General features: G+C 66.6%; 16 protein-coding genes and 1 tRNA gene. 10 read left to right on the top strand and 7 right to left on the bottom strand.

Annotation, left to right across the window (positions count from 1 at the left end; translation table 11 throughout):
- Nucleotides 1–189: 189 nt before the first annotated feature.
- The 5 genes from recA (at nucleotide 190) to N5C18_RS22625 (ending at nucleotide 5,109) form a co-directional block, all read left to right on the top strand.
- Nucleotides 190–1,227 carry a recombinase RecA gene (recA, locus tag N5C18_RS22645; protein ID WP_053449352.1) on the top strand — a complete coding sequence of 346 codons (1,038 nt, stop codon included), beginning with the start codon at nucleotides 190–192 and terminating at the stop codon, nucleotides 1,225–1,227.
- Between the two features lie 110 nt (nucleotides 1,228–1,337).
- Nucleotides 1,338–1,829: a recombination regulator RecX gene (recX, locus tag N5C18_RS22640; protein ID WP_006431910.1), complete on the top strand. Its 492-nt coding sequence runs from the start codon at nucleotides 1,338–1,340 to the stop codon at nucleotides 1,827–1,829.
- Between the two features lie 109 nt (nucleotides 1,830–1,938).
- Nucleotides 1,939–4,587: an alanine--tRNA ligase gene (alaS, locus tag N5C18_RS22635; RefSeq protein ID WP_279945647.1), complete on the top strand. Its 2,649-nt coding sequence runs from the start codon at nucleotides 1,939–1,941 to the stop codon at nucleotides 4,585–4,587.
- Between the two features lie 147 nt (nucleotides 4,588–4,734).
- Nucleotides 4,735–4,938: a carbon storage regulator CsrA gene (csrA, locus tag N5C18_RS22630; protein WP_006432031.1), complete on the top strand. Its 204-nt coding sequence runs from the start codon at nucleotides 4,735–4,737 to the stop codon at nucleotides 4,936–4,938.
- A gap of 78 nt (nucleotides 4,939–5,016) precedes the next feature.
- A tRNA-Ser gene (locus N5C18_RS22625) sits at nucleotides 5,017–5,109 on the top strand.
- Nucleotides 5,110–5,199: 90 nt separating this feature from the next.
- Here N5C18_RS22625 and N5C18_RS22620 read toward each other — a convergent pair.
- A complete protein-coding gene (locus N5C18_RS22620) occupies nucleotides 5,200–5,649 on the bottom strand; it encodes a DUF4189 domain-containing protein (RefSeq protein ID WP_164085910.1) in 450 nt (149 codons plus the stop codon).
- A gap of 119 nt (nucleotides 5,650–5,768) precedes the next feature.
- On the bottom strand, nucleotides 5,769–8,099 hold the full coding sequence (locus N5C18_RS22615; protein ID WP_279945646.1) for a TonB-dependent receptor: 2,331 nt from the start codon (nucleotides 8,097–8,099) through the stop codon (nucleotides 5,769–5,771).
- A gap of 144 nt (nucleotides 8,100–8,243) precedes the next feature.
- On the opposite strand from N5C18_RS22615, the gene N5C18_RS22610 reads away from it, so the two are divergent.
- From N5C18_RS22610 to N5C18_RS22600, 3 genes are all read left to right on the top strand, one after another.
- On the top strand, nucleotides 8,244–9,173 hold the full coding sequence (locus tag N5C18_RS22610; RefSeq protein WP_279945645.1) for a helix-turn-helix transcriptional regulator: 930 nt from the start codon (nucleotides 8,244–8,246) through the stop codon (nucleotides 9,171–9,173).
- 111 nt (nucleotides 9,174–9,284) lie between these two features.
- The gene (locus tag N5C18_RS22605; RefSeq protein WP_279945644.1) at nucleotides 9,285–11,456 is read left to right on the top strand and encodes a TonB-dependent siderophore receptor; all 2,172 of its coding nucleotides are present in this window, start codon (nucleotides 9,285–9,287) and stop codon (nucleotides 11,454–11,456) included.
- Nucleotides 11,457–11,579: 123 nt separating this feature from the next.
- Nucleotides 11,580–12,062 (top strand): LuxR family transcriptional regulator, encoded by a 483-nt coding sequence (locus tag N5C18_RS22600; RefSeq protein ID WP_164242185.1) that lies wholly within the window; start codon nucleotides 11,580–11,582, stop codon nucleotides 12,060–12,062.
- 56 nt (nucleotides 12,063–12,118) lie between these two features.
- Here N5C18_RS22600 and aceE read toward each other — a convergent pair whose 3' ends face one another.
- The 3 genes from aceE to N5C18_RS22585 form a co-directional block, all read right to left on the bottom strand.
- Nucleotides 12,119–14,794: a pyruvate dehydrogenase (acetyl-transferring), homodimeric type gene (gene aceE, locus N5C18_RS22595; RefSeq protein ID WP_279945643.1), complete on the bottom strand. Its 2,676-nt coding sequence runs from the start codon at nucleotides 14,792–14,794 to the stop codon at nucleotides 12,119–12,121.
- 293 nt (nucleotides 14,795–15,087) lie between these two features.
- Nucleotides 15,088–17,196, bottom strand: coding sequence for a phospholipase C, phosphocholine-specific (locus N5C18_RS22590; RefSeq protein WP_279945642.1), 2,109 nt, complete (start codon nucleotides 17,194–17,196; stop codon nucleotides 15,088–15,090).
- A gap of 8 nt (nucleotides 17,197–17,204) precedes the next feature.
- Nucleotides 17,205–19,583 (bottom strand): TonB-dependent receptor, encoded by a 2,379-nt coding sequence (locus tag N5C18_RS22585; RefSeq protein WP_279945641.1) that lies wholly within the window; start codon nucleotides 19,581–19,583, stop codon nucleotides 17,205–17,207.
- A gap of 150 nt (nucleotides 19,584–19,733) precedes the next feature.
- Between N5C18_RS22585 and N5C18_RS22580 the strand changes: the two genes are divergently transcribed.
- Complete coding sequence (locus tag N5C18_RS22580; RefSeq protein WP_279945640.1) at nucleotides 19,734–21,263, top strand: OmpA family protein; 1,530 nt, start codon at nucleotides 19,734–19,736, stop codon at nucleotides 21,261–21,263.
- 12 nt (nucleotides 21,264–21,275) lie between these two features.
- Here the strand turns inward: N5C18_RS22580 and N5C18_RS22575 are convergent, their stop codons facing one another.
- Nucleotides 21,276–22,202 carry a c-type cytochrome gene (locus N5C18_RS22575; RefSeq protein ID WP_279945639.1) on the bottom strand — a complete coding sequence of 309 codons (927 nt, stop codon included), beginning with the start codon at nucleotides 22,200–22,202 and terminating at the stop codon, nucleotides 21,276–21,278.
- Nucleotides 22,199–23,545, bottom strand: a complete 1,347-nt coding sequence (locus N5C18_RS22570; RefSeq protein WP_279945661.1) for a cytochrome c — start codon at nucleotides 23,543–23,545, stop codon at nucleotides 22,199–22,201. Before N5C18_RS22570 ends, N5C18_RS22575 begins: the two co-directional genes overlap by 4 nt.
- Nucleotides 23,546–23,730: 185 nt before the next feature.
- On the opposite strand from N5C18_RS22570, the gene N5C18_RS22565 reads away from it, so the two are divergent.
- Nucleotides 23,731–24,885 carry an alpha/beta fold hydrolase gene (locus tag N5C18_RS22565; RefSeq protein WP_279945638.1) on the top strand — a complete coding sequence of 385 codons (1,155 nt, stop codon included), beginning with the start codon at nucleotides 23,731–23,733 and terminating at the stop codon, nucleotides 24,883–24,885.
- Nucleotides 24,886–24,895 lie beyond the last annotated feature (10 nt).

The raw sequence follows: 24,895 nt of genomic DNA, 5'->3' as shown, positions 1-24,895 counted from the left end.
ATTTCCCCGCGGTCTTTTGTGGCGATTCTCTGGTTCCACTGAGGTTGGTACGGATGTCCGATAATTCTTTTCAGAGCGCCGGGCAGAATCTCAGCCTGTGCGATACGTCCGACTTAAAGTGAGCCCATGGCAAAGAAGACCCCCAAAGACAGCACCTCCAACGACATCACCTCTGCAAGGACCCAACCGATGGACGAGAACAAGAAGCGCGCCCTCGCTGCAGCTCTGGGCCAGATCGAGAAGCAGTTCGGCAAGGGCTCGGTGATGCGCATGGGCGACCGCGTGGTCGAGCCCGTCGAAGCCATCCCGACCGGCTCGCTGATGCTCGACATCGCACTGGGCATTGGCGGCCTGCCGAAGGGCCGTGTCGTTGAGATCTACGGGCCGGAATCCTCGGGCAAGACCACTCTGACCCTGCAGGCCATCGCCGAATGCCAGAAGCTGGGCGGCACGGCGGCCTTCATCGACGCCGAGCATGCACTGGACCCGATCTACGCCGGCAAGCTGGGCGTGAACGTGGATGACCTGCTGCTGTCGCAGCCGGATACCGGTGAGCAGGCGCTGGAAATCGCCGACATGCTGGTCCGTTCGGGCTCGGTGGACATCCTGGTGATCGACTCGGTCGCCGCGCTGACCCCGAAGGCCGAAATCGAAGGCGAGATGGGCGACCAGCTGCCGGGCCTGCAGGCCCGCCTGATGAGCCAGGCGCTGCGCAAGCTGACCGGCAACATCAAGCGCTCCAATACGCTGGTGATCTTCATCAACCAGTTGCGCATGAAGATCGGCGTGATGATGCCGGGCCAGAGCCCGGAAACCACCACCGGTGGTAACGCGCTGAAGTTCTATGCCTCGGTCCGCCTGGACATCCGCCGCATCGGCGCGATCAAGAAGGGCGACGAGATCATCGGCAACCAGACCAAGATCAAGGTCGTCAAGAACAAGCTGGCACCGCCGTTCAAGCAGGTCATCACCGAGATCCTGTACGGCGAGGGCATCAGCCGCGAAGGCGAACTGATCGACATGGGCGTGGAGGCCAAGTTGGTCGAGAAGGCCGGCGCCTGGTACAGCTACGGTGAGGAACGCATCGGCCAGGGCAAGGACAACGCCCGCGGTTACCTGCGTGACAACCCGACCGTCGCCGCCAAGCTCGAAGCCGAGCTGCGCGAGAAGTTCCAGCCGACTGAAGCCGCCCGCGAGGAAGGCGACGACGACGGCGACGACGAGTAAGGCTTGCTGTGGGGCAGGGCGGCGCCGTCAGTGACGTCGCCCTGCCTCGCAGGTTCGAATCGCCCAGGGATGGGCAGGGCGCCACGGACGGCGCCACCCTTGGAGCACCGATGTCCGACTCCGACGATATTCCCACCGGCCGCAAGCGCCGGCCACGTGAGCAGACGCCCGTGCAACGCGCGCTGGGCCTGCTGGTCCGCCGTGAGCATTCGCGCAGGGAGCTGACCCGCAAGCTGACCGCCCGTGGCATCGAAGACGAAGCCGCGCAGGCTGCCGTGGCCAAGCTGACCGAGGCGGGCTGGCAGGACGACACCCGTTTTGCCGAGAACCTGGTGCGGATGCGCGCCAACACCGGCTACGGGCCGATCCATGTCCGCGCCGAGCTGGGCACCCATGGGCTGGACAGTGCTGCGATTGCGGCGGCGATGGACAGCTATGAGGGTGACTGGCAGGAGAACGCCCGTGACCTGGTCCGCCGCCGCTTCGGCGAGGCTGGCCCGCAGGACCTGACGCAGCGGCGCAAGGCCGCCGATCTGTTGGCCAGACGTGGCTTTGACGGCGACAGCATCCGCCGCGCGACCCGCTACGACCCGGATGACTGAGACTGGCGGCGCCGGGCCTGATACCCTTTAGGTTTTCGGCGGTCCCTTGCGACCCTGGCCAATGTGGCCGGTGGTCCGGGTCCGCCGGCCCGCAGACTGCCAGCCCTCAATGAACGCATCCGCCAAATTCACGACCTCCCAGATCCGCAGCGATTTCCTTGAATTCTTCAAGGGCAAAGGCCACACCATCGTGCCGTCGGCGCCGCTGGTGCCGGGCAACGATCCGACCCTGCTGTTCACCAACTCCGGCATGGTGCAGTTCAAGGACGTGTTCCTTGGCGCGGAGAAGCGCAGCTACGTACGCGCGGCCGACGTCCAGCGCTGCCTGCGGGCGGGCGGCAAGCACAACGACCTCGACCAGGTGGGTTACACCGCACGTCACCACACCTTTTTCGAAATGCTGGGCAACTGGTCATTCGGCGACTACTTCAAGAAGGACGCGATCGCCTGGGCCTGGGAGCTGCTGACCCAGGTCTGGAAGCTGCCGGCCGAGCGCCTGCTGGTCACTGTCTACCAGACCGATGACGAAGCGTACGCGCTGTGGCGCGACATGGTCGGCATTCCGGAAGAGCGCATCGTGCGCATCGGTGACAACAAGGGCGCGCCGTTCGCCTCGGACAACTTCTGGCAGATGGCCGACACGGGTCCGTGCGGCCCGTGCACCGAGATCTTCTACGACCACGGCGACCATATCGCCGGCGGCCCCCCGGGCTCCCCGGATGAGGACGGCGACCGCTTCATCGAAATCTGGAACCTGGTGTTCATGCAGTTCGACCGCCAGCCCGACGGCACCCTGGTGCCGCTGCCGGCGCCGTGCGTGGATACCGGCATGGGCCTGGAGCGCCTGGCGGCGATCCTGCAGCACGTGCATACCAACTATGAGATCGACCTGTTCCAGGCGCTGATCCGCAAGGCGTCGGAGCTGACCGGTACGGCCGACCTGGAGAACAAGTCGCTGCGCGTGATCGCCGATCACATCCGCGCCTGTTCGTTCCTGATCGTCGACGGCGTGCTGCCGTCCAACGAAGGCCGCGGTTACGTGCTGCGCCGTATCATCCGCCGCGCCCTGCGCCATGGCTGGATGCTGGGCGTGCGCCAGCCGTTCTTCAGCAAGCTGGTGCCGACCCTGGTCGAGCAGATGGGCGAGGCCTATCCGGAACTGCCGGCGGCGGTGGACACCGTTACCCGTGCGCTGCAGGCCGAGGAAGAGCGTTTCGCTGAAACCCTCGACGCCGGCATGAAGATCTTCGAGGACGTGGCCGGCAAGGCCAGCAATGGCGTGATCCCGGGCGTTGACGCCTTCCGCCTGTACGACACCTACGGTTTCCCGCTCGACCTGACCCAGGACATCGCCCGCGAACGCGACCTGACCGTCGACATCGGCGGCTTCGATGCCGCGATGGAGCAGCAGCGCGAGACCGCGCGTGCGGCCGGCAAGTTCGGCGGCGGCGTGACCCTGCCGGCGGAGCTGGTAGCCACCCTCAGCCCGACCGTGTTCCTGGGCTATGACCGCCTGCAGGCCGATGGCCTGACCGTGCTGGCGCTGCTCAAGGACGGTCGTCCGGTGCAGTCGGCCGATGCCGGCGATGCGGTCATCGTCATCACCAACCAGACCCCGTTCTACGCCGAATCCGGCGGCCAGGTCGGCGACACCGGCGTGCTGACCGGCAACGGCGTGCGCCTGGCGGTGGAAGATACCCAGAAGTTCGCTGGCCAGTTCCATGGCCACGTCGGCACTCTGTCCGAAGGTGGCCTGAAGGTTGGTGACGTGCTGTCCGGCCAGGTTGACGGCGAGCGTCGCGGCGCCACCATCCTCAACCACTCGGCGACCCACCTGCTGCACGCCGCCCTGCGCGAAGTGCTGGGCACCCATGTGCAGCAGAAGGGCTCGCTGGTCGCGCCGGACCGCCTGCGTTTCGACTTCTCGCACTTCCAGCCGATCAGCGCTGATGAGCTGGCGGTGATCGAGCGCAAGGTCAACCAGCAGGTGCGCGCCAACAATGCCGCCGAAGTGCACACCATGGCCATGCAGGAGGCGCTGGACTTCGGCGCGATGGCCCTGTTCGGCGAGAAGTACGGTGAGCACGTGCGCGTGCTGAAGATGGGTGACTATTCCACCGAGCTGTGTGGTGGTACCCACGTCAACCGTACCGGCGATATCGGCCTGTTCAAGATCACCTCCGAGGGCGGTGTCTCCGCCGGCGTGCGCCGCATCGAGGCGGTCACCGGCCAGGGCGCCCTGGACTACGTGGACGCCGAAGAGGCACGCCTGGCTGAAGCCGCCGAGCTGCTCGGTGGCAGCGCCGGTGACGTGGTCGAGAAGATCCGCGCCCTCGGCCAGCGCCAGAAGCAGCTGGAGCGCGAGCTGGAAGCCGTGAAGGCCAAGGTCGCGGCCGGTGCCACCGCCGACCTGTCCGGCCAGGCCGTCGAGGTCGCCGGTGTGAAGGTGCTGGCCGCCCGCCTGGAAGGCTTCGACGCCAAGGCCCTGCGTGACGCCATGGACCGCCTGAAGCAGCAGCTGGGTGACGCGGTGATCGTGCTGGCCGGCGCCCAGGACGGCAAGGCGGCCCTGGTTGCGGGTGTGAACGGCAGCGCAATGGGCAAGGTCAAGGCCGGGGAACTGTTGTCCCATATCGCCGGTCAGATCGGGGGCAAGGGCGGCGGACGCCCGGACCTCGCCCAGGGTGGTGGCGAGGACGGGCCCGCCCTTGCCACTGCGCTGGCTGCAGTTGTCGAATGGGTCAGCCCCCGCCTGTGATGAACCCGGCCGTCCCCCTCCTTGTAGGAGCGGGACGGCTGACGGTACCATTGCGAATCTTTTCCCTTTGTCGTGGTAGCGCTTCTTGACGGAGCGTCAAGCCGGTGGGGGATACCCTTCCACACGGTTCCATGGAGACTTGCAAAAATGTTGATCCTGACTCGCCGCGTCGGCGAAACCCTGATGATCGGTGACTCGGTGAGCGTCACCGTGCTTGGCGTCAAGGGTAACCAGGTGCGTATCGGCATCACCGCGCCGAAGGACGTCGCTGTGCATCGCGAAGAGATCTATCAGCGCATCCAGCGCGGTGACGAAGCCGGTGGTGCCGGTAGCGAAAATTCTGCCGAATAACGCTTTACCTTCGCACTCGATTAACGTTATGATTCACGCCCCGCTGAGGTGCAACGCACCAGACGCGGTGAATACCCCGGAGTGATGCCCGAGTGGCCGAAGGGGCTCCCCTGCTAAGGGAGTATAGGGTCAAAAGCTCTATCGAGGGTTCGAATCCCTCTCACTCCGCCAGATACAAAGAAGCGCCTGCAGATCCTCGATCTGCAGGCGTTTTTCTTTGTCCGGTGTTCGAAGGTGCAGCCTGCGCGGGGCTGCCTGTCCTTAGTGATCGCTACGGATGGCAGGTACTGCAGCAGGCGTCGTTGCAGGTGCCGGAGCGGCGGCAGCAGGACGCTGTGGCGGCTCGAGATCACGCGGTGGGGTTTCGCGCCACAACAAGGCAAGCGTGCAGTCGTTGGCACGCTCCCTGCACATTCTTTCGGCCTTGCGCTGCGCGGCGTCCGCAGTCTTCTCACCCAGTGCAAAGCCCAATGCAACCGTGCCCGTCGCGATGGCCGAATAGCCTTCGCTGGTCGTGCTGGCAGACTGGCCACAATTGCGCGATCGCAACGCGCAGTAGTGCAGCGACTGCTGCATCGCGGTGGTCAGGGAGTGCTGGTTCATCGAGTAGCCGTAGCGGCCATCCTTGTCGTAGGTGATCGCAGACGCGGCACCTGCCCCCGAGGTGATGGTCAACAACACCCCAAGGGAAATCACTTGCTTCCAGTTCATGGCCATCTCCTTTTCGCCGGATGGTGGATCAACCCGGGTTCGCGACGCAACCCGGCGCGTCGCCGTGCCGGGTGCCTGCAGGTAATCCACCCGCAGGCCGCTTCTCCTTCCGCCCGGGCTCAGAGCCTGACCGTCACACCCACCTGGAAGCCACGTCCCGGCAGCGGGGCGATGTACTTCAACGGCGAGTTGTGCGGGCGCGCTTCCTCGTTGAGCAGGTTGCTGCCGTTGACGAACACTTCCATGCCGGCGATGTAGCTGTTGCGCACCGGCAGTTCGCGGCTGACCTGCAGGTCGACCAGGTTGAACGCGTCCAGCGGAATTTCCTCGCTGACGTTGCGGCCGAGGTACTTCTGCGTGCCGTAGTAGGTACTGGACAGCTGCGCCTTCCAGCCCTGGCGTTGCCATTGCAGGTTGGCGCCGTAGCGGTTGGTCGGCATGTTCGGCAGGTACTCGCCATCATTGTGGGCGCGCAGCGCGTCCGGGTGGTCGGCCTTGTTCTTCACCAGGTCGGCAAAGGCCGAGACATTCAACGTGCCATAGCGGCCGAGATCCAGCGCCTGTGAAGCGTCGATCTCGAAGCCCTTCACCGTGGTGTCGGTCTGCTTCCAGTACTTCAGCGGCAGGCGGTTGGCGGTCTGCAGGCCGGAGTAGCCAAGGTAGAGATAGTTCTGGTACTTCATCCGGTAGGCGGTGGCCGACAGTTCGAACCCCCCCAGGTGGAACAGGCCGGTCAGCTCCAGGTTCTTTGCGCGCTCCGGCTCCAGGTTCTGGTTGCCTTCCTCCTGGGTCATCACCGAATAGTGCGCGTTGCTGGCATACAGCTCGTTGATCTCCGGTGCGCGCTGCGAGGACGAGTAGCGCACCTTGGCGGCAAACAAGGGACCGAGCTCGACGTACGAGCCGAGGCTGTAGCTGTTGAGCCGGTAGTCGCGGTCCTGCAGTTTCGTGTTGGCAGCATTGCGCGCGGTCTTGAAGCGGCTGGGCTGCAGCGTGTGGTCGACACGCTCATGACGGACGCCGGCATCGAAGGTGGCCCAGCCGAAGTCCAGCGTCTCTTTCAGGAACACCGCATTGCTGCGGGTATCGACATCGGGCAGGTAGCGCAGCGAGCCGCTGCCGGTGACATCACGCGACTGGTGGCTGAGGCCGAGCATGCCGCTGAGCGGGCCGACGCGCTGGTGGCTGAGCAGCAGCTCGGCCTGGATGCTTTCGAAGTCGTAGTCGTTGGCCTTGGACGCGCCGAGTCGTTCGCCCGAGGTATTGTCCAGCTTGGAGACACGCAGTTCGGCACGGTCGAAGTAGGGCAGCGGATCGCGCAGCAGCGCTTCCAGCGCGTAGCGCTGCTGCTTGATCACCACGCCCACCGGCAGGCCATCGGCGTAGTTCGAGCCGAATGACAGGTTCTGCATCGAGAAGCCGGGCACGCCGTATTCGCTGTCCTTGGCATCGATGCTGACACCGACGTAGCCGCGGTCGAAGAACAGGGTCGAGCCGGCGGCCACCTGCGAATTGCGTGAGTAGCTGTTGCCCAACCGGTGGTGGTAGTCGGGGGTCACGTCATTGTTGATCTGCTTCTGCACGTACGAGGGCGTGCCGGGCACATAGGCCGGGTTGACCGGGTTGATGTAGGTGCGGCGCTGCCAGACCGAGGTCGGGTTGTTGGTATAGAAGGAGAAGTCACCGTCGGCCCAGTCCGGGTTCTCGGTCATGAACTGGTCGATATAGGGCTGCGAGGCCTTGTTGTAGATCTGCTGGACGCGCGCTTCCTTCTGGCAGCTGTCGGCCAGCGCCGAGTTGACGCCGCCGGTGGCGGGGAACAGCGCGGTGTTGCAGACGCTGGCCTTGCTGTTGCCGGGGATGTCGTAGTGGGAAATGCGCTGGCGCGAGACCTGCAGGTTGGTGGAGATGTTGCGCTGGTTGTTGAAGTTCATGCGGAAGCCCTGCGCGTCGGCGGCGTTGAAGCCCTTGCGCAGGACCAGTTCCATCGACTGGTCCTTGTCTTCCATGCTGCGCGAGATCAGGCCCGAGTCGACCTCCACGCTGCCGCCGATCGCGTTGCCGCCATAGCGCACCGTGTCGGAGGACTTGTTGACGGTGACACTGCGCACGAACAGTGGATCGAAGGGAATGTTGATGTCACCGCTGATCGCATTCATGCCAAGGATGGACTGGCCATCCTGCAGGATCTGAACCCGGTTGCCGCTGAGACTGCGGATGACCGGGGCGCCCGCGTTCGGTCCGAACGCACTGTTCTGCACGCCGGAGACATGCTCGAGCAGGCCGCCCAGGGTGCGGTTCTGCGCCTGTGGATTGTCGACGGTGACCCGGCTGTCGATTCGCGAGGGCTTCGAGGCCTCGACCTGAAGCGTGGGAAGGGTGGGTTCGTCCGCGGCGTGGGCGGTGTGGACGGCGAACAGAATGGCGGCAGCAAGCAGATGGCGACGCATGACACGCTCCGTGAAAATAGTGTGAAATGTTATAACGTAACTATTTGTATCGACAAGGGGCGAATGGGCCTTGCCAGCGGGACTGGAGATGAGAGTGGTTCTCATATGAGAATGGCCGACGTCCGCTCCTCCGTCGGTGACTCCATGCATGCCCTCACCCTTGCCGACCTGGACCGCCTGGGCCGCCGCAGCGGCTTCCGCTATCGACTGCCGGAACCGGCCGCCATCACCGCGGAGCCGTACGTGGTCGAGGGCAGGGTGGAGCAGCGCTGCCTGCGCCCGGGCTTGACCCTGGCGCTGTCGGACGTGGTTGCGCACCAGGCCTTCGAGGCGATCTCGGAAGTGCCGCCGGCGTTCTCGGCCATCGTGATGCTGGAAGGCTGCGCCGGTGCTCGCCTGTCAGGGCAGGCGCAGATCGGAATGCGCCCGGGCGCGGGCGCGAGGATACTGGCCGATGCGGCGCCCATGACCGCGATCCACCCCGCGGGGCAGCGCATGCGCAGCCTGAATGTCTCGCTGGACGCATCGGCGCCGCTGGATGACCCGGTGATCAACGAACTGCTGTCCGCGCACCGCTCCGACGGCCGGCCGTTGCATAGCTGGCAGGTACCCGCGCATCTGGGGCACGCGGCCGACCAGCTGCTGTCGGGTGTCTGGGACGGCGCGATGCATGCGCTGCTGTGCGAGGGCGTGGGCCTGCAGATGCTGGCACTGTCCCTGGGCGCGCCTGTACGCAATGCTGCATTGGAGCTGCGCGTGTCCGCGCGCGATCGCCGCATGCTGCAGCGGGTGATCGATTGCCTGCAGGCAGCGCCGGCCGCCGATCACAGCCTGGACGATCTGGCGCGCGTGGCCTGCATGAGCCCCAGCAGCCTGCGCCTGAAGTTCCTGCAGGTGTATCGATGCTCGGTGTTTGCCTGGCTGCGCGAACATCGGTTGCAGCGGGCCTGCGAGCAGCTCCGGCAGGGCTGCAGCGTGCAGCAGGCCGCACATTTCGCCGGCTACCGGCATGCCACCAATTTCGCGACCGCGTTCCGTGCACGCTATGGCATCGCACCGAGCCGGTTCCGCTGACGTTCGATCATCGCCGGCAGCGCGCAAACACCTGCTGCGTCCGCGCATACGTGCGCTCACGTTCAAATGACAATAATTCTCATCCAGCCTTTCCTTCCCGCTGGACCTTCCATGCCTGCCTGTTTCCGCCCGTGTGCCCTGGCAACCGCCATCGGCACGACCCTGGCGCTGTTCAACGCTGCCCATGCCGCCGAACGCGCACCTGCCGCCACGGCCTCACAACTGCCCACCGTGCAGGTCACCGCCGATCTCGACGGCAGCACCGAATCGTCGCGCTCCTACACCACCAATTCCATGGGCACGGCGACCGGCCTGTCGCTGACCTCGCGGCAGACACCGCAGTCGGTCAGCGTCGTCACCCACCAGCAGATCGAGGACCGCGCGCTGCTGAGTACGGCCGATGCGCTGGCCACCGCGCCAGGCATCTCGGTCACGCGCAGCGATGCCAACCGCTACTCGTTCTCGGCGCGGGGTTTCGAGATCGACAACTACCAGTTCGATGGCGTGGTGATGCCGGTGCTGTCGCCGTGGAATTTCGGCGAGAACAACCTGGACATGGTGGTGTATGACCGCATCGAGATCGTGCGCGGTGCCAACGGCCTGATGACCGGTGCCGGCAATCCTTCGGCAGCGGTGAACTACGTGCGCAAGCGACCGTTGCGCGAGTTCGCTGCCAGTGCTGGCAGCGGCCTCGGTAGCTGGGACGCACGGCGCGCGTGGGCGGATGTATCCAGCCCGTTGAGCAGGGAAGGCCGCATACGCGGTCGCCTGGTGGCAGCCAAAGCAGAGGCCGACAGCTACACCGCCGGCCTGGACAGCACCGCGAAGACGCTCTACGGCGTGGTCAGTGTGGATCTGGGCGAGGACACCGGGTTGATCGCCGGCATCTCCTACCAGGGCAATGACAACCGTGGCTTTGGCAGTGGCTTCGCGCTGTTCAACGCCGATGGCACGCGCACGGCTTTCGATCGCTCGGTATCGGCCACGGCCCCGTGGGCACGGATGAGCACCGATACCCGCAACGGCTTCTTCGATTTCAACCACCGCTTCGGTAACGACTGGCAGGCGCGGGTGTCCTACAGCCGTTCGCATACCGACATGGAGATGAAGCACCTCTATCGCGGCGGCTATCCCGATCCGGTCACCGGCGCCATGCCCAATGGCAACAGCTTCACCCGCTACGATGGACCGGTGCGGCGCGAGGCACTCAGTGCCGGCCTGTCGGGCCCGTTCCAGCTGTTTGGTCGCCAGCACACGGCGTCGATCGGCTGGTCGCGGTCGCGCGACGAGATCGCGCTGGGGCAGTACCGCGCGCTGGCGCCGCTGCCGCCGTTGGCCAGCTATCTGGACTGGCACGGGCCGGGCACGCCGGAACCGGTGTGGGCCAGCAGCAAGACCCAGGCCGATGATCTGGACAACCATCAGAGCGGCGCCTATGCAGTGGCGCGGCTGTCGCTGGCTGACCCGCTGCATGTGATCGTCGGTGCTCGCCTGAGCAACTGGGAGACGGACCAGGTCTACTTCGGCAGCAAGCGCAAGTACCGCTATCGCAACGAGTTCGTGCCGTATGCCGGCTTGGTCTGGGACCTCAACGGGTACAGCAGCGTCTACGCCAGCTACACCGGCATCTTCAAGCCGCAGAACAATCGCGATGCATCCGGGCAGATCCTCGAACCGGTCAGCGGCCGCAGCTATGAGCTGGGCCTCAAGGGCAGCTGGCTGCAGGAGCGCTTGAATGCTTCAGCCGCGCTGTTCCGTACCCGGCAGGACAACCTGGCCGAAGCGACCGGCGGGCTGGTCGAGGGCAGTACGCAGGCCGCGTACCGCGCAGTGAAGGGTGCAACGGTGGATGGACTGGAACTTGAACTGGCCGGTGAGCCATTGCCGGGCTGGAGCCTGGGCACCAGCTTCACCACGTTCATCGCGCAGGACGCACAGGGCAGGGCCATCAATACCGCCAAGCCGCGCAGCCTGTTCAAGCTGTTCACTACCTGGCGCCTGCCCGGTACCTGGGACCGGCTGACCCTTGGCGGTGGCGTGGACTGGCAGAACCGCATGTACCAGACCGCCACGGCACCCGGAAACCGCCGGGTGCCGGTAGAGCAGCCCGGCTACGCGCTGGTCAACCTGATGGCGCGCTACCAGTTCAGTTCCAACCTGTCCGCGGCGGTCAACATCAACAACCTGTTCGACCGCCACTACTACTCGCAGATCGGCTTCTACAACCAGGGCTGGTACGGCGCGCCGCGAAACGTGATGTTCACTGTGAAGGTCGGCTATTAAGGCGCGACGTTGCCCTGTGTTCAGCGCTTCGGCTTGTACCTGGCACGGGTGACGGGCACGATCCGAAGCGCTGCGCCCCACAATGCCCTACGCAGAGCCTTCTTCACTCGAACGGAGCATCGTATGAAGCTGTTGTCCGCTGTGTTGTTGTCCGCGCTGTCACTGCCGGCCGCGTCGGCGCTGGCGATGGAGGCCTCACCCTCACCGCTGCTGGGGCGCTGGTCGCTGGATATCACCACCTCGGCGCTGCCCGAAGCGCAGCGCCCGAAGCAGGTGGTGCTGGAGTTCAAGGACGCCGGCAGCGGCCGTTGGAGTTCGCATGTGGATATCGTCCTGCATGACGGCAAGACCATGAAGTCCGATGGCACGCTGGCCCTGGATGGCACGCCGGGCGCCTTGTCCGGCACCTATGGCGCGGACAAGGCCAACCTGAAGCTGCCGGCGCCGAACACGCTGGTGATGCAGCTGGTGGACCATGGCACGCCCGCCTCGACCCGCATCTACACGGTAGCCGATGACCGCGCGACGATGACCGAGACCAAGGCGTTCTACGGCCATGACGGTACGCCGATCCTGCAGACCAACCTGTTCAAGCGGCTGCCCTAGCGGCACTGCGCGCGCCGCGCCTGCGGGGAAGATCCGCAGGCGTTGCGCCTGCCGCCCTAGACCGCGGCCGGATCTGGCTTGCCGGTGTCGATGCCGTATCGGTCGATGGCCTCCTGCAGCCGCGAGCGCTCGATGCGGCCCTCATCGGCCAGTGCCTTCAGGGCCGCCAGCACGATGAAGTGGCGATCCACCTCGAAGAACGCGCGCAGTGATTCACGCGTGTCGGAGCGGCCGAAGCCGTCGGTGCCCAATGCAGTGAAACGGCGGTCATTGATGAAGGGACGGATCTGGTCGCCGACGATCTTCATGTAGTCGGTGGCCACCACCAGCGGCCCTTCGTGGCCTTGCAGGCACTGCTGCACGTACGGCACACGGGGTTCCGCGGCCGGATGCAGCAGGTTCCAGCGTTCGGCAGCCAGGCCATCGCGGCGCAGTTCGGTCAGGCTGGTCGCGCTCCAGACGTCGCTGGCGATACCGAAGTCCTGTTGCAGCAACTCGGCCGCCGCCTCCACTTCGCGCAGGATCGAACCACTGCCCATCAGCTGCACGCGCAGCTGCGAGGTCCCTCGTTCGGAGGGCGCGGGGTGCAGCAGGTACAGTCCCTTCAGGATGCCGGCCTCGGCGCCCTCGGGAAGGGCTGGATGCGGGTAGTTCTCGTTGAGTACGGTGATGTAGTAGTAGATGTCTTCCTGGTCGACATACATGCGGCGCAGGCCGTCGTGGATGATCACCGCCAGTTCGTAGTTGAAGGTCGGGTCGTAGGACACGCAACTGGGAATCACCGACGACAGCACGTGGCTGTGGCCATCGTCGTGCTGCAGGCCTTCGCCCATCAGCGTGGTGCGGCCGGAGGTGGCGCCCAGCAGGAAACCGCGCGTACGCGCATCGGCCGCGGCCCATGCCAGGTCGCCGACGCGCTGCAGCCCGAACATCGAATAGAAGATGTAGAACGGAATCGTGGCCAGGCCATGGTTGCTGTAGGCGGTGCCGGCGGCGATCCACGAACAGATCGCACCGGATTCGTTGATGCCTTCCTGCAGGATCTGCCCGTCCCTGGCTTCCTTGTAGTAGCTCAACTGGCCGGCGTCCTGCGGGGTGTACAGCTGGCCGAGGTACGAATGGATGCCGATCTGGCGGAACAGGCCCTCCATGCCGAAGGTGCGTGATTCATCGGGCACGATCGGAATCACCAGCCTGCCCAGTTCCGGGTCCTTCAGCAGGCTGGTGAGGATGCGCACGAAGCCCATGGTGGTGGACTGGCCGCGATCGCCGCTGCCCTGCAGCTGGCTGTTGAAGATCGACAACGGTGGCAGCGGCAGCGGATCGACCCGGGCCAGGCGCGCCGGCAGCTGCCCGCCCAGGATGCGGCGACGCTCGGCAAAGTAGATCGCTTCGGCGCTGCCCGGTTCCGGGCGCAGGTAGGGCATCTCCTCCAGTTGTTCGTCGCTGACCGGCAGATTGAAGCGGTCGCGGAACGCACGCACCGCGTCGGCGCTCATCTTCTTCAGCTGGTGGTTGATGTTCTGGCCTTCGCCGGCTTCACCCATGCCAAAGCCCTTGACCGTCTTGGCCAGGATCACGGTGGGCCGGCCGCTGGTGTTCACTGCCTGCTGGTAGGCGGCGTACACCTTCTGCGGATCGTGGCCACCACGCGCCAGCGCCCAGATGTCGTCGTCGCTCATGTGCGAGATCAGGTCCAGCAGTTCGGGATAGCGGCCGAAGAAGTGCTCGCGCACATACGCGCCGTTCTGCGACTTGAAGGTCTGGTAGTCGCCATCCACGCATTCCATCATGCGCTGGCGCAGCAGGCCGCTATGGTCGCGGGCCAGGAGGTCGTCCCAGCCACTGCCCCAGATCAGCTTGATCACGTTCCAGCCGGCCGCGCGGAAGGTGCCTTCCAGCTCCTGGATGACCTTGCCGTTGCCGCGTACCGGACCGTCCAGGCGCTGCAGGTTGCAGTTGACCACGAACACGAGGTTGTCCAGCCGCTCGCGGCCGGCCAGCGAAATCGCCGCCAGTGATTCGGGCTGGTCCATCTCGCCGTCACCGAGGAAGGCCCACACCTTGCGACCCTGGTGTTCCTTCAGGCCGCGGTACTCGAGGTAGCGCATGTAGCGTGCCTGGTAGGCGGCGGTGAGCGGGCCCAGCCCCATCGACACGGTGGGGAACTGCCAGAACTCGGGCATCAGGCGCGGGTGCGGATACGAGGACAGTCCTTCGCGCCCGGCTTCGCGGCGGAAGTTGTCCATCCGCTGCGGATCGATGCGGCCTTCCACATAGGCACGTCCATAGATGCCCGGCGCGGAATGGCCCTGGATGTAGATCATGTCGCCGTCGAAGGTGTCGGTACGGCCACGGAAGAAATGGTCGAAGCCCACGTCGTACAGCACGGCGGCCGACTGGTAGGTGGCGATGTGGCCACCGACGTTGGAATGCCTGCCGGCACGCAGCACCATCACCATCGCGTTCCAGCGGATCATCGCGTTCAAGCGGCGCTCGATGGCCAGGTCGCCCGGATAGGCAGGTTGGCGCTCGGGGGGAATGCTGTTGACGTAGGCGGTCCAGGCGCGGGTGTGCAGGTCGCCGTGCTGCTGGGCATCCAGCTCGCTGAGCTGGTCGATCAGGTAATGCGCGCGTGGCCGGCCACCGGCCTGCATCACCGCTTCCAGCGATTCACGCCACTCCCGCGTTTCCAGCGGGTCGGTATCGAAGGGGATGAGGGCTTGGTTCATGGCGGTCTCCAGAGGGCGCCGGCCGACCGCCTGCCGGGGCGACAACACCGGCAGGGCGCACAGCACTGGAGCGGGGTTGCCACGGCGGGGCCGGGACGCGTGAGGTGGCCTGGCTGGCCACCGAGGAGACAAGCGTAGGTGCGTGCCTGGATCGCGAGTAGATGGGCGCGGCTTGGGTCTGCGCCAATCCAGCGTTGCCTCGCCTGGGTAGAGTCGAGCGATGCCCGACGGCTCTTTCGTTCAATGATCGAAGAGCAGTCGAGCACAGCTGGGCTCTACAACCATGCAGTGGCTCACTCGTGCTCGAAGCGCAGCGGTTCGCTGCCCATCGCCGGGTCGCTGGTGCCGGGACGTCCATCCTCGGCGCGCCCGGCCAGGCGCAGGGTGCTCTCGCCCGCGCTGACCTGCAGGTCATACCAGCCAGCGGTAGGCGTCGCGTCCCACGCCAATGAGGTTTCCGCACGCGCCGGCAGCGCCAGCGCCTGCTCGGGCATGTGCCCGGCGTAGGCGCCGGCCTGCACACGCAGTTGCAGTGCACTGTCGCCGAGATTGCGCAGCTGCAACCGCAACGGGCCGTCCGCGCGCTCGACCGTCGCCTGCAGGGCCGGCGCCTTTGCCGCGCCCTGGAAGTGGCGGTGGAAGCCATTTGGGCCGAGCAGCCACAGGTCGTAGCGCCCCTGGGCATCCAATGGCCAGCGCTCCTGCAGCGGCATCCCCGGCAGCAGCGTGTAGCGGCGCGGAATGGCGCCAAGCCGCAGGCGGTCGTAGACATGCAGTACCGCCGCCGCACCTTCGCAGGACAGCACCAGATCCACGCCCGTTGCATCCAGGCGGGCAATCGACGCCTGCGGCCGATAGGGCAGGGCCCGCGCCGGGCGTATGCCGCTTTCCTGCTTCGCCGGGTTCAACCCCTCCGGCAACGCCGGCACGGTGCGTCCCGGCAGCGCAGCGGCACGTGCGGCCACCGCGCTCACGTCGGGCAGGCCGCGCACGAACGGGCGGGTATCGCGCTGGGCAAAGTCGAAGGCGCCCGTCAGGTCGCCGCAGACCGCACGGCGCCACGGCGAGATGTCCGGCGCGGCCACGCCAAAGCGGCGTTCGATCAGGCGTATGACCGAGGTGTGGTCGTACACCTGTGAATCGACCCAGCCGCCGCGGCTCCACGGCGAAATCACGTACAGCGGCACGCGCGGGCCGAGCCCATACGGGCGGCCGCGCAGCTCGGCGGCATCGTATTTTTCATCACCCGGTGCCGGATGACGGTGATACTCGCCGTCGGTACTGACCGATGAGGCGCCGGCCCAGCCGCCGTCCACGGGCGAAGGCGGTGCCGGTGGCGGCATGTGGTCGAAGAAGCCGTCGTTCTCGTCGAACATCAACAGCAGTGCCGTACGGCTCCAGACCTCCGGGTCGGCGGTCAGCGCGTCCAGCACGCGCGCGGTATAGGCCGCGCCCTGGGCGGGACTGGACGGGCCGGGATGCTCGCTGCCGGCGGCGTCGGCGATGATGAAACTGACCTGCGGCAGGCGCCCATCAAGCACATCCTGGCGCAGCTGCGCCAGCCCACGGGTGCTGACGCCACGCGCGCGCAGCTGTGGGTCATGCCCGGGCGCCGCGCTATAGGCGCGACGGAACGCCTCGAAGCCGGCCAGTGGGTTGTCGGTGAAGTTGTCGGCCATGTCCTGGTAGATCTGCCAGGACACGCCCGCCTGCTGCAGGCGTTCGACATAGCTGGTCCAGCGGTACGACGCCGGATGCCCGCCGTATTCGGGGAAGTTGTCGTGCGAGTTGGCGATCACCGGGCCACCGGCGCGCGCGGCGGCATCGTTGTGCCCGGTCCACAGGAATACCCGGTTCGGGTTGGTGCCGGCCTGCATCGCGCAGTGATAGGCGTCGCAGATCGTGAAGGCGTCGGCCAGCGCGAACTGGAACGGCAGGTCGCTGCGCTGGAAGTAGCCCATCGAGTGATTCTGCTTGGCCTTCGGCCATTGCCCCATGCGGCCGTGGTCCCAGGCGCGCTGCGCATCGGGCCAGGTGTGCGGGGTGCCTTCCACGCGCATGTAGCCGAAGTGCGCGGCGGTATCCAGCGGGAACGGCGCGATCGCGCGCTTGCCGCTGGCGTCGGGTTGCAGCCACAGGCTGCGGGTGCGGCCACCGGCCTCCAGTGCAGCGGCCGGCGCAACGAAGCGATCGCCGAAGCCACGCACGCCCGGCAGGGTGCCGAAGTAGTGATCGAACGAGCGGTTTTCCTGCATCAACACCACGATGTGCTGCAGGTCTTCGAGGCTGCGCGTCTGCGCGGCAGGGGCAATCGCTGCGGCCCGGGCGATGCTGGGCAGCAGCGGGGAAAGGCCGGCGGCAACGCCGGCCTGCAACAACCGGCGTCGGCCGATATCGGTCACGGGCTTACTCACAGGTCCACACGGAAGGAGATGCCGACGGTGCGCGGGGCGCCGATGAAGGCGTTGTCGCGGCCGTCCACCCCTGCAAGATACCGCTTGTCGGTCAGATTGCTCACCACCAGGTTGGCGCCCATGCCCTTCAGGCGCGGGGACAGGCCCTGCAGGTCGAAGCCGATGTTGGCGTTGAACACGGTGGCCGACGGCAGCTTGTTGACGTTGGCGGCGTCCAGGTAGCGGGTGCCCAGGTAGCGGCCGGACAGGCCGAAGTTCCAGTTCGCACCCTGCCAGTCGGCCGACAGCACCAGGGTGTTCTCCGGCTGGCCGATCACCTTGGCGCCGTCGACGATGCCCAGCTGGGTGTCGCGCGCGGCGTTGCCGCTGCCCAGGTACTTGGAGCGGTTGTAGGTGTAGGCCGCATTGATCCGCCAGCCGTTGTCCCAGCCATAGCCGAACGCCGCTTCCAGGCCGTTGCTTTCCACGCCGCCGAAGTTCTCGTAGACGCCGTCGGTCTCGCCCAGGTAGTCGATGCCGCTGACGAAGCCGGCCGGCAGGTAGACGATGCGGTTGTCGAACTTGATGTTGTACAGGGTGACCGAGGCGGTCAGCGGCCAGCGGCTGATGCGCATGCCCACTTCGATGTTGTCGGCGGTTTCCGGCTCGACGTTGCGGAAGCGCTGCGGGTCGGTCTCGCCCAGCACGCCGGAGGGGATGGCGGCGAAGTTCTGCGAGAAGCCGGCGAACAGCTCCATGCCTTCCACGCCCGGCGCCCAGGTGAAGCCGGTGGACAGCAGCGGGTCGGACTTGGAATCGGATTTCACGTGCTCGCTGGCACCGATCACGCGACGGCGTGACTGGTCGACGAAGAACTGCTTCACGCCCAGGCGCGCGCTGAACGGGCCGAAGCGCGCGACGTCCTCGACGTAGTACATCTGCTCGTCAACCTTGTACTTGTCCTCGAACTGCACCCAGTAGGGCTGGTGATCGAAGGCGATGCTCTGGCCGACGTTGAGCAGGCGGTGCCAGTCGCGGCGCGCCGAACGGTCCAGCTTCTCCACCCACAGGCCGCCGCGGATCGTGTTGTCGACCGCGCCGAAGCTCTGCCGCCATTCAACGTCGGCGGTCACGCCCATGCGGTCGTTGTCGTAGTGGGTGTGGCGGTAGGACTGCGCGCCCAGTACGTTGCCGGCGTAGCAGTTCGGGTCGTACTCGGCGGTGAAGCCCAGCCGCGGGGTGCAGCTGGCCAGGCGCTGCGCGGCGCTGCCATCGGGATTGACGAAGAAGATCTGGCCGCGATTGCTGCCGCCGTAGACCGTCTTGCCGCCGATGTATTCCGACTCCGGGCGACCGGCGCCGTCATCGCTGACCTGCGCCAGGTACGGCGGCAGCCAGTCGCCGCGCCCTTCCATCCGGTGCCCGTAGGCCGCCACCGAGGCCTTGAAGCCGTTGCCGCCATCGAAGGCGGCGCGCAGGTAGCCGAAGGTGTTTTCGCGCAGCGCGCGCGAGCCGGAGCGGTAGTTCTGGTCCAGGTACGGAATGCCGGTGAGCGTGCCCACCAGGTTGTCACGGTCCGGGTTGGTGGCGAAACCGGCGGGCGAGACACTGGTGTACTCGGGCTCGTCAGCATCGTTGTAGGACAGGTAGCCGGTCAGCGTCCAGCGGTCCAGTTCGGTGATGAACTTGCCGGCGATATGGTCGTTGCTGGCGTGGCCGGTGCCATCGATCCAATCGTGCACCTTGGACGAGGAAGCGCTGACCCAGGCGCGGGTGTGGCCGCCGAGCAGGCCGGTGTCATAGCGCACGTAGTACTTGCGTGCGTCGTTGTCACCGGCGCCGATCACGAAGCGCAGGCGGCTGTCCTGCAGCGGGTCGCTGGTGAGGAAGTTCAGCGTACCGCCCAGCGCCTCGTTCGAGCGCGAGGAGATGTCGGCGGTGCCCTGGCTGACTTCCACCGTTTCCAGATCGAGGGTGTCGATGTAGCGGTTGGCCAGCGAACCGCCACCGTAGCCGGAGCCACCATTGGGCAGGCCGTCGATGGTGGTGCCGATCTGCTGGGTGTCGCGGTTGGTGACGAAGCCACGCATGCTGATCTGCGTACCCCACACCGACGAGCCGGTGGCGTCGGCCTCGCTGACCACCACGCCCGGCACTTCATTGAGCGCGTCGTTGACACTGCTCATCACCGTCTGCCGGTTCAGCGTCTCCGCGCGTACCGAGGTCTTGGCGTAGCTGGTGGCCTGGCCGATCACCTGCACCTGGTCCAGCGTACGGGCGTCGCTGCTGCGCGCTTCGGCCGTCTCGCCCTGCGGTGCTTCGGCCAGGGCGTCCAGTGCGGGGGCGATCAGCAGGGCAAGCAGCGAAATACGGGGAAAGCGCGCAATCGTTCGCATCGAAACCGGACCTGCAAGGGAGGGAAGCCCCGGAGTGTCGGCAGCGCCAATGACATCGGCATGACGTGGCCACGCAACTACGATGGCACTGTGGGGCCGGTCACGGCCTTCGGGTATGCTCGGCGCTTCAATGGAGCTGAGGTGCTGGCGATGCGGAAGCGGTCGAAGATCTGGCTGGGGGGCGCAGCACTGGTGCTGCTGGCAGCGTGCAACCGGGCGCCTTCAGGCGAACAGGCGGGCGCACAGCCGCCGCCCACCGCCGGTGAGAACGCCGCACCCGAGGCAGCGCCGCCGGCGTCCTCCGCTGCGGCCGATGGCGCCGCACTCACCGACCGCGATGGCAAGCCGGTGCCGCTGGTGCCGTTCGACACCGGCAGCGTGCCGCTGAGCGCTGCTGCGTTGGGCGAACTGCCGTTCTTCAGCCTGCCGCAGGGCTATGCGCCGCAGAACGCACCGCACCCGCGCGCGTGGGCACGTTTTCCGTTCCGCATGGGCGAGGGCGTGCATTGGGTGGAAGGCCCGAGCTGGTCGGCACGCATCGTGGCCGACAGTGAAGCGGCCCCCGACAAGGCGTTCTCCGCACTGGAAGTGCAGCGCAACGTCGACGGTGTGATCACGGCCGCCGGTGGGCGCAAGGTGTTTGAAGGGGCGCTGCTGCGCGATATCTACTATGGCCCGCAGCTGGAAGGCGAGATCGGTGGCGGCTTCATCGATGCGGTGAACGGCGAACAGGACGCGCCCACCACGGTCTACGTGCTGCGCCAGGCCAACCGAACCGTCTGGCTGCAGCTGGCGGTGGACAGCAACAGCGCAGGCCTGGTGGTGGTGGATGAAGTGCCGTTCAAGGCCACTGCGCAGTGGTCGGACAGTTTCCCGCACCTGTCCCTGCCGGCCGGCTATGGCGACCGCAACAAGGCCCAGCAACGTGATTTCGATGCGTTCCCGTTCTGGACCGGCGATCACTTCGAGCAGGTCGAGGGTCGTACCTTCGCCGCCGATTTCGACAAGGGGGAGCGCGAGTACTCGATGCACGAAGTGCGCCGCAACCTGGAAGCGATGATGGCCCAGGTCAACGGCACCAAGGTGTTCGAGGGGCGCATCCCGCGCGAGGCGGCCGAGGGGGTGCCGAAGCCGGTGCAGTCGGCCTACAGCAATGCAGCCAGCTTCAACTGGAACAACTACGACAGCGTGGTCTACCGCGTCGATCTGGCCGATGGCCGCCAGGTGTGGGTGCACGCGCGGCTGGAATACCTCAGTGCCGGCTGGGTGGTGGCCGAACGCAAGGGCTTCACCCAGACCGCGGCGCTGCTGCCGGCCGATGCGTTGAAGAAGAAGCTGGACAGCGACGGTCGGGTGGCGATCCAGGTCAACTTCGCCACCGACAAGGCGCAGATCCTGCCGGCCTCCGAACCGCAGCTGGCGCAGGTGCTGCAGCTCCTGCAGGGTGATCCTGCGTTGAAGCTGTCGATCGAAGGCCACACCGACAACAGCGGCGCCGTGGCGCATAACCGCAGCCTGTCAGAGGATCGCGCACGGTCGGTGGTGGCCGCGCTGACCGCCAAGGGCATCACCGCCGATCGCCTGCAGGCGGCCGGCTTCGGTGCCGACAAGCCGGTGGCCGACAATGGCAGCGAGGAAGGCAAGGCACGCAATCGCCGCGTGGAGCTGGTCAAGCGCTGAGCGGGCGCCTGCTCAGTACCGCGCGTCCTTGGGTTTCGGGTCGCGCGGCCAGTCCTTGCTCTTGTTGGCAAAGTCCGGCCGCGGCTGGTTGATGAAGTAGCTGGCGATGTCCACCGCGTCCTGGTCTGGCATCACCTGCTGCCCCAGCGGCGGCTCGCGGGTTACCGCCGGTGGCATGTTGTGATTGACGAAGCCGGCGGCCTTGTACAGCCGGGCCATGCCAGCGCCGATGTTGAAGCTGTGCTCACCCCACAGCGGCGGGAAGGCGATGTCACCGCTGGCATCACGCCGGCCTTCGCCGTTGTCGCCATGGCAGGCCGCACACTGGGCGGCGTACAGCGCCTGGCCGCGGATCGGGTCCGGGGTCAGCGTGCTGTCGATCGGCCCTTCACTGGGCGCAGCGACGCGGGCGCCCTCGGGCACCGGACTGCTCAGCCATGCCATGTAGTCGAGCATCGCGCGCATCTGCGGCGAGTCCTTCGGTAGCGGCTTGCCGTTCATCGAACGCTGCAGGCAGCCGTTGATGCGCTCGGTCAGTCCGATCACCTTGCCCGGGCGCGGCATGTAGCGCGGATAGGCACCACCACCGGTATTGAAGTAGTGGTTGCCGAAGGGCCGCTTGCCCTCGGCCATGTGGCACGAATTGCAGTTCAGATCGTTGCCGACATTGTCCGGCAGCAGCCGCGCGGTCTCATTGAGAAGGCGGCGTCCGAGCATCACCGACTCGGCGTTGCCGAGCGCGGCGATCTCTTCGGCGCTGGGCGGCTGGTAATGCCCCACCACCTTGCCCTGTGCATCGAGCATGTCGATCGTGCTGGCCGCGGCGGCATCCAGGTCCGGGTAGAGATGGTGATAGGCAAGGGTGCCGGCACCGGCCAGCACCAGGGCGGCGATCGCACTGCCGAACAGCAGGCGGGAATGCTTGCGCGAGTGCTTCATCGTGCGGCCTCCTGCGGAACGTAGTGCACCGGCTTGTCGCGCACCACCCGGCGCATCCGCGCCACGTCGACCTCGCTGACTGCGCTGGCCTGGTTGCCCCAGCTGCTGCGGATGAAGGTCAGGATCTGTGCCAGTTGCGCGTTCGGCAGCTGCTCGAAGCCCGGCATGGTGAATGCCATGCGGTCGTGCGGGGTGTGCGGCGTGCGGCCGCCGATCAGGGTCACCTGCACCAGCGAGCTCGGATCATCGGCGAATACGATCGAGTTGCCGGCCAGCGCCGGGTATACGCGTGGCATGCCGCGGCCATCGGCGCGGTGGCAGGCCTGGCAGTGCTCGGCATAGGCCAGCGAGCCGGCCACGCGGTAGTCGCCATTGCGCAGCGCTGCGGTGGTGGTGTCGGTACCGGCCGACCACTGCGCGCTGCGGCCCTCGCGCGCCGGCAGCTGTTTCAGATAGCGCGCCATCGCCAGCAGGTCTGCGTCGGACAGGTACTGCGTGCTGTGTTCGACCACGTCGGCCATGCCGCCGAAGGCCGCCGAGCGATCGGTGCGGCCGGTGCGCAGGAAGTCGACGATCTCACCTTCACTCCAGCTGGCCAGGCCGGTCGACTCGTTGCGCAGGTTCTTCGCATACCAGCCTTCCAGCACCGAGCCGGACAGGAACTGGCGGCTGCCATCGTCGGCCATCGCCTTTTCCTGGAACGCCAGGCCGCGTGGCGTGTGGCAGGCGCCGCAGTGGGCCAGGCCCTCCACCAGTTCGGCACCGCGCTGCTGGCCGGCATCCAGCGACGGGTCCGGGCTGAAACTGCGCGGGCGTGCGAACAGCAGCTGCCACCACGCCAACGGCCAGCGCATGTTGGCCGGCCACGGAATCGTGCTGTCGGCGTTGTCCTGCCTCACCGGCTGCACCGAGCCCATGAAGTAGGCGTACAGCGCCTTTATCTCGGCGTCGCTGGCGATCACGTACGAGGCATACGGCATCGCCGGATACAGCGGCTGGCCATCGTGGCGGATGCCGCGGCGGACCGCACGCTCGAAGTCGGCATAGTCGTAGGCGCCGATGCCGGTATCCGGATCGGGCGTGATGTTGGTCGAGTAGATCGTGCCCATCGGCGTCTGCATGCCGAGGCCACCGGCGAACGGCTTGCCGCCCGGCGCGGTGTGGCAGGCCGCGCAGTCCGCGGCGCGCGACAGGTACTGTCCCTGCGCGATCAGCGCCGGGTCGTGGATGTCGACCTGCGCCGGCTGTCGCGGTGCGAACCAGGAGGGCGTGGTGCGGGCGATGCCGTAGGCGGCGGCCAGCGTGGCGGCCAGGGCAATGGCGAGCTTGAGCGAGGTGCGCATGGCGGCACTGTCGGCAATCGTGCGCATGCGTTCATTGATCCGGATCAATGACGGCACGGAGACACCCTGTACACCAAGCTGAATCGTTCCTGCGTTGTCATCAAGCCGTCATCCGTGCGCGATAGATGGCCGGGCAGTTGAGGCGTTAACGTCGCAGCCTGTCTGATTTACCCCTACGACGTGATATGAAGCGCCTGCTGCTGCTGTTGCTGGCGTGCGCCGGCCTGTGGCTGGCTGCATGCTCTTCCTCGATCAATGCCTCATCCACCTCGCTCGCCGACAGGCTGATCGCGCCAGGTGGCGTGTCGACCCTGCTCGATCGCCCGCGCATCGCCGCGGCCATCGCCGAACTGCCCAACCGCCACGGCTTCGCACCGGGCCGTGATGGCGTGCCGATCTTCTGGCGCGTGTTCGATCCGGGTGACTACGGTGCGCGCTACCACTACCTGCCGCAGCGCCACGAGAACGGCCTGCCGCTGGATACCGGGCTGAGCCTGGCCGTGCCGCAGCCGTTCCGCGCGCAGGCGCCACGCGGCACCGTGGTGCTGCTGCACGGCTGGATGATGAACGGCGATTCGATGCTGCCGTGGTCGCTGCAGCTGGCCGAATCGGGCTACCGCGTGGTCACCCTCGATCTACGCAACCACGGCCAGTCCGGTGCAGGCCCGTCCGGCTATGGCACGTATGAATCCGACGACGTCGTTGATGTGATCGGCGAACTGCGCGCGCGCGGCGAGATCACTGGACCGCTGTACCTGTTCGGTGTCTCCTACGGCGCCGCCACTGCGGTGTTCACCGCCGACAAGCTGGGTGACCAGGTGGCCGGGGTGGTGGCGATGGAGTCGTTCGCCAATGCCGGCGTGGCGATCCGCAGCATGATCCCGCACTTGATGGGGTTGCAGCCGGAAGGCCTGAAGGCGCAGGCGGTGGCGTCCTACGCGCGCTGGCGCTACGGCGGCCAGGACATCAACCAGGTGATCGCCGCCGCCAGCCGTCGCATCGATGTCGATCTGGATCGGGTGGACGTGGCACGCGCGCTGGCTGATACCCGCGCCTGCGTGCTGCTGCTGCACGGGCAGGGCGACCAGCACATTCCGGTCAGCCAGGGCCGCGAGCTGGCCCTGGCCAATCCGCGCGCGCACTACATCGAGATGCGTGGCGAGGACCACATCACCCTGCCGCTGCGGCTGGACCTGCTGGCCGGCGTGGTCGATGACTGGATGGCCCGTGACGAGCACCACCCGAAGAGCGCGTGCCCGGCCCCGCAGCTGCCGGCCCAGGCCGAGTGGCTGGTGCACGACGCTGCGGATATGCCGGTGAAGGCCCCGACGCGCGGTTGAACAAAAAGGG

Origin of the sequence: Stenotrophomonas sp. GD03930 (genome assembly GCF_029839665.1) — a bacterium.
GTDB lineage: Bacteria > Pseudomonadota > Gammaproteobacteria > Xanthomonadales > Xanthomonadaceae > Stenotrophomonas > Stenotrophomonas forensis.
Note: the sequence above shows the minus strand (reverse complement) of the source record. Positions and strands in the feature narration are given on the sequence as shown.

Coding starts and splice junctions, on each gene's coding strand:
- N5C18_RS22570 (WP_279945661.1), bottom strand. CDS start 23,545: ATGCGCACCTCGCTCAAGCTCGCCATTGCCCTGGCCGCCACGCTGGCC.
- recX (WP_006431910.1), top strand. CDS start 1,338: ATGTCCGACTCCGACGATATTCCCACCGGCCGCAAGCGCCGGCCACGT.
- recA (WP_053449352.1), top strand. CDS start 190: ATGGACGAGAACAAGAAGCGCGCCCTCGCTGCAGCTCTGGGCCAGATC.
- N5C18_RS22605 (WP_279945644.1), top strand. CDS start 9,285: ATGCCTGCCTGTTTCCGCCCGTGTGCCCTGGCAACCGCCATCGGCACG.
- N5C18_RS22620 (WP_164085910.1), bottom strand. CDS start 5,649: ATGAACTGGAAGCAAGTGATTTCCCTTGGGGTGTTGTTGACCATCACC.
- N5C18_RS22565 (WP_279945638.1), top strand. CDS start 23,731: ATGAAGCGCCTGCTGCTGCTGTTGCTGGCGTGCGCCGGCCTGTGGCTG.
- csrA (WP_006432031.1), top strand. CDS start 4,735: ATGTTGATCCTGACTCGCCGCGTCGGCGAAACCCTGATGATCGGTGAC.
- N5C18_RS22585 (WP_279945641.1), bottom strand. CDS start 19,583: ATGCGAACGATTGCGCGCTTTCCCCGTATTTCGCTGCTTGCCCTGCTG.
- N5C18_RS22600 (WP_164242185.1), top strand. CDS start 11,580: ATGAAGCTGTTGTCCGCTGTGTTGTTGTCCGCGCTGTCACTGCCGGCC.
- N5C18_RS22575 (WP_279945639.1), bottom strand. CDS start 22,202: ATGAAGCACTCGCGCAAGCATTCCCGCCTGCTGTTCGGCAGTGCGATC.
- alaS (WP_279945647.1), top strand. CDS start 1,939: ATGAACGCATCCGCCAAATTCACGACCTCCCAGATCCGCAGCGATTTC.
- aceE (WP_279945643.1), bottom strand. CDS start 14,794: ATGAACCAAGCCCTCATCCCCTTCGATACCGACCCGCTGGAAACGCGG.
- N5C18_RS22615 (WP_279945646.1), bottom strand. CDS start 8,099: ATGCGTCGCCATCTGCTTGCTGCCGCCATTCTGTTCGCCGTCCACACC.
- N5C18_RS22580 (WP_279945640.1), top strand. CDS start 19,734: ATGCGGAAGCGGTCGAAGATCTGGCTGGGGGGCGCAGCACTGGTGCTG.
- N5C18_RS22610 (WP_279945645.1), top strand. CDS start 8,244: ATGCATGCCCTCACCCTTGCCGACCTGGACCGCCTGGGCCGCCGCAGC.